A 3,002-nucleotide genomic window follows, 5' to 3' on the forward strand; every position below is an offset into this window, starting at 1 on the left:
ACTTTTTTACATTACCAACGTAATTGATATTACTCAGCGAAAACTAGCAGAAGAATCTATCAGAATATTAAATCTTGAACTCGAAAAACGGGTCAAATTCCGAACATCTGATCTTGAGAAACTTAACCTAGAAATGGAAACCTTGGTTCTTCCTTTGGTTTCTAGATCGAAAACCCTTGGAATAATGGGAGTCTGGGGTTCAGTTTTAAGTATAAATCAATATCACATTCTCCTTGAAGCGGGTTAAATAACTAAGCAAAGGCTATTTATCGGTTAGAATCTGCACTTAATTAATTGCACTCTGTCCGGAAACATTGCACTCGTTTTACGGACAGCGTGCTCTGAATCATCGGAATAGGTGCACTATTCAATTGGAATACTCATTTCTCCCAAGATACCAGACAAACGTGAACTTTAAGAAGTTCATTGTAACTCCCTTACTGGGGCGGGGTATATTAAAAGAAACCCTACCAGATAAACCCACCAGCCGGTTGCAGAGGTATTATGCTGTAAAAAAATAGGGCACTGCTCTTTTTAATAATGGAACGGTATTCTCTGAATCCGAAGAAAATCATGACCAAATTAAAACCCACTGAGTAGCTTGATAGGAATCTATCCGGCCACTTGGTGGGTTTCTTTTTATTTTCCAGAAAGAAAACGAAAGTACAAAAATCATACAAAATCATTGTATTTGTATAAAAGTATGTGGTATACTACTGATGAGGTGAAAATTATGGAAGTGAGTTTGGAGAGCCTAATATCTTATGAAAAACTAAAAACTGATCTAGATAATGTGTTTGAGGTTGTCGAGAAAAATGGCAAGGTGGTCATTCTAAAAGATAACGAACCATTGTACATTCTATTGAAGTACGACCCAAAGGCGGGTCCTATAGAAAAAATACTAGCTCCTTCGACTCCTAAGCTGACCTTACAAGAAGCCATGAAGCTCGTGTTAATAGATACCGAAGGTAGAAAGATGCATGCCGCAGAGCTTGCCGATGTAATATATAACAGAAAGCTTTATCTGAAGAAGGATGGAACCCAAGCAAAATATAACCAAGTCCGTGCAAGGTGTAGTCATTATCCGGAGATGTTTGAAGCTTTACCTGGAAATGTCATTCAGCTGAAGGAGGGTGTGGAATAATGGATTTCGACAAATTATGGGATCAGATCTTCCATGCAGCAACCCATGAGACTTTCAATGCATCGACCGTTCCGCAGAATCGCAGAACACCTCTGTGGTTTAAAGTTTATACAAAAAATGAATATTTGTACGTAGACAACACATCCGATAAAAGCCCTTCAGTTAAGTTAAGCGGTGCCAGGAGAATCACTAAAGACGACTTTCTAAAGGTTGCTGCATACTATGAACGGTGGAGAAATGGAGAAATACATCTGCGTCAGGAAGTAAGAGAGCAATCAATGAATACCGCTTATATCTTTGGGTTGATATCTAAGTTCTCAAATTCATGATTATTATTCTCTTTGATTATTATTCTCTTAGAATGGAGAAACTAAATCTACGCGTCGCTATACAGACGCATAAAAGGTGTTGAATATGAAAGCAGAAAATCTGAAGAAAATAATCAGTCAAGGCGAAAGCATTACTGTAGAATTTAAAGAAAGTAAAAAGAAGATAAATAAAGACGTATATGAGTCTGTCTGTGGTTTTTTGAACCGTTGTGGTGGGCAGCTATTTCTTGGCGTCAAAGATAATGGTGACATCGTAGGTGTTGATGGGGATTCAGTAGAACAAATCAAGAAGGATTTTGTGACATCGATTAATAACCCGCAGACCCTTAGTCCTACCTTTTATCTGGCCGTGGAAGAAGTAGAAGTAGACGGGAAAATTATTCTCTATATTAACGTACCGGAGAGTTCCCAGGTACATCGCTGCAAAGGGAAAATTTTTGACCGGAACGAAGATGGTGACTTTGACATCACAAACAACACAAATCTGGTGTCTGAATTGTACATGAGAAAGCAAGCCACATATACAGAAAATAGAATTTACCCGTATGCTGACATGGATGAGCTGGAAGACGAATTGTTTACAAGAGTTAGAAAAACTGTTGGAAACCTGAAACCCGGCCACCCGTGGGTTTCAATGGATAATATTGATCTGCTGAAAAGTGCAGGTATGTATTTGACTGACCAGAGTACAGGTAAACAAGGGATTACCCTAGCAGGAATTTTGATTTTCGGTAGTGAACTCATGATTCAAACAGCCCTGCCACATTATAGGACAGATGCAATTCTGAGAAGGGAAGACCTCGACAGGTATGATGACCGGGATGATGTTAGAGTGAATCTTCTAAGAAGCTATGAAAGATTGATGCAGTTTATTGCGAAACATCTTAATGACAAATTCTATCTCGAGGGTGATCAGCGTGTGAGTTTAAGGGATAAGATTTTCAGAGAAGCGATTTCAAATTTACTGATTCATAGAGAGTTCTCAAATCCATTTCCTGCTAAGCTGCTCGTAGAGAGGAACAGAGTCTATATCGAAAATGGAAACAAGCCTCACGGAAATGGAATGATAGATCCAGAGAATTTTTCACCTTATCCCAAGAATCCAAAGATTGCAAAGTTCTTTAAAGAGATCGGATGGGTTGATGAGCTTGGCTCAGGGGTTAGAAACATATACAAATACAACCGGATTTATTCAGGAGCAGACCCAGAGTTTATCGAGGGGGATGTATTTAAGACGATTATTCCTTTGACCGTCCAAGCTACCAACCATGATACCAACCAAAATACCGTCCAAGATACCAACCAAGATAATGAGGATATTAAAGGGTTGTTAGAGTTTTGCAGGACCCCACGAACAAGGGAAGAAATGCAACAGTTTATGGGGCTTAATAATAGAGGTCATTTTAGACAGAAAATACTTAATCCTTTAATTAAAGGAGGTCTTCTCAAAATGCGCCAAGCTATGTTTATCTCCCAGCTTCGCACAATACCCTTCCAGTAATTCAAACGCTTGTCGTCCTGCTTTGCCT

The 3,002-nt window shown here is 39.0% G+C and carries 4 protein-coding genes; all 4 read left to right on the forward strand.

Features of this window, described 5'->3' with window-relative positions:
* The coding region (locus tag QZ998_RS09890; protein ID WP_296560161.1) for a hypothetical protein at positions 1–247 on the forward strand (247 nt) is incomplete at its 5' end.
* 486 nt (positions 248–733) lie between these two features.
* Positions 734–1,144: a hypothetical protein gene (locus tag QZ998_RS09895; protein WP_296560162.1), complete on the forward strand. Its 411-nt coding sequence runs from the start codon at positions 734–736 to the stop codon at positions 1,142–1,144.
* A complete protein-coding gene (locus QZ998_RS09900; protein WP_296560164.1) occupies positions 1,144–1,473 on the forward strand; it encodes a hypothetical protein in 330 nt (109 codons plus the stop codon). The genes QZ998_RS09895 and QZ998_RS09900 overlap by 1 nt, the downstream gene beginning before the upstream one ends.
* Before the next feature lie 85 nt (positions 1,474–1,558).
* On the forward strand, positions 1,559–2,974 hold the full coding sequence (locus QZ998_RS09905; RefSeq protein ID WP_296560165.1) for an RNA-binding domain-containing protein: 1,416 nt from the start codon (positions 1,559–1,561) through the stop codon (positions 2,972–2,974).
* The last annotated feature ends 28 nt before the right edge of the window (positions 2,975–3,002 follow it).

It is taken from the genome of uncultured Acetobacterium sp. (assembly GCF_927416815.1).
In the GTDB taxonomy this organism is placed as follows: Bacteria; Bacillota; Clostridia; order Eubacteriales; family Eubacteriaceae; genus Acetobacterium.

Bases quoted from the DNA above. Each gene is read 5' to 3' on its own strand.
- QZ998_RS09900 (WP_296560164.1), top strand. From the start codon at position 1,144: ATGGATTTCGACAAATTATGGGATCAGATCTTCCATGCAGCAACCCAT.
- QZ998_RS09905 (WP_296560165.1), top strand. From the start codon at position 1,559: ATGAAAGCAGAAAATCTGAAGAAAATAATCAGTCAAGGCGAAAGCATT.
- QZ998_RS09895 (WP_296560162.1), top strand. From the start codon at position 734: ATGGAAGTGAGTTTGGAGAGCCTAATATCTTATGAAAAACTAAAAACT.